The sequence below is a fragment of the Leclercia sp. M-A074-M genome (assembly GCF_965195605.1).
In the GTDB taxonomy this organism is placed as follows: domain Bacteria; phylum Pseudomonadota; class Gammaproteobacteria; order Enterobacterales; family Enterobacteriaceae; genus Enterobacter.
Genome location: NZ_CBDAHM010000039.1, coordinates 1 through 447, shown reverse-complemented (window position 1 = coordinate 447; position 447 = coordinate 1). Strand labels below are relative to the sequence as shown.

The window sequence follows — 447 nt, the reverse complement described above, 5'->3', positions numbered from 1 at the left end:
GGTTCCACTTTTTAAGGCATATTGTTGCCTGTCAAATTCAGTACCAAGATTGATGCCCCTGTTTTTTCCGCCGCTGTGAAATTCAATGTCTGCTTTGCCCGTATTGGTGGGTAAAACTATAAATTGTCCGCGGCTTCGGGCGGCGTACTCCCACTGCGCTTCGGTTGGCAGGGAGAAAGGCAGGCCCGTCATTTTCCCCAGCCAGACGCAGTAATCTGCCGCCTCATACCAGTCAATTCTGGCGGGTGTTTCGGGCGTACTGTTATATTCTGCCCATTTATCTTTTAATGCATCACGAACGTCTCTTACAGGCCGGTGATGGTAATCCAGAAACAGGTGATAATCCCGGTTGCTGATTTTGAATTTGCTCATTGAGTAGCTGGTCAGTTCCACCCTGTGCAGGGGTTTGCTGTCCGGATAAGGGTCAATCTGACCGCCATATAGCTT

1 protein-coding gene is annotated in these 447 nt (G+C 49.4%); it reads right to left on the bottom strand.

The genetic code is table 11. The features are described 5' to 3' along the window. Window positions 1-447: formylglycine-generating enzyme family protein (locus tag ACOKCT_RS22985; RefSeq protein WP_420193917.1), on the bottom strand; the 447-nt coding region annotated here is incomplete at both ends.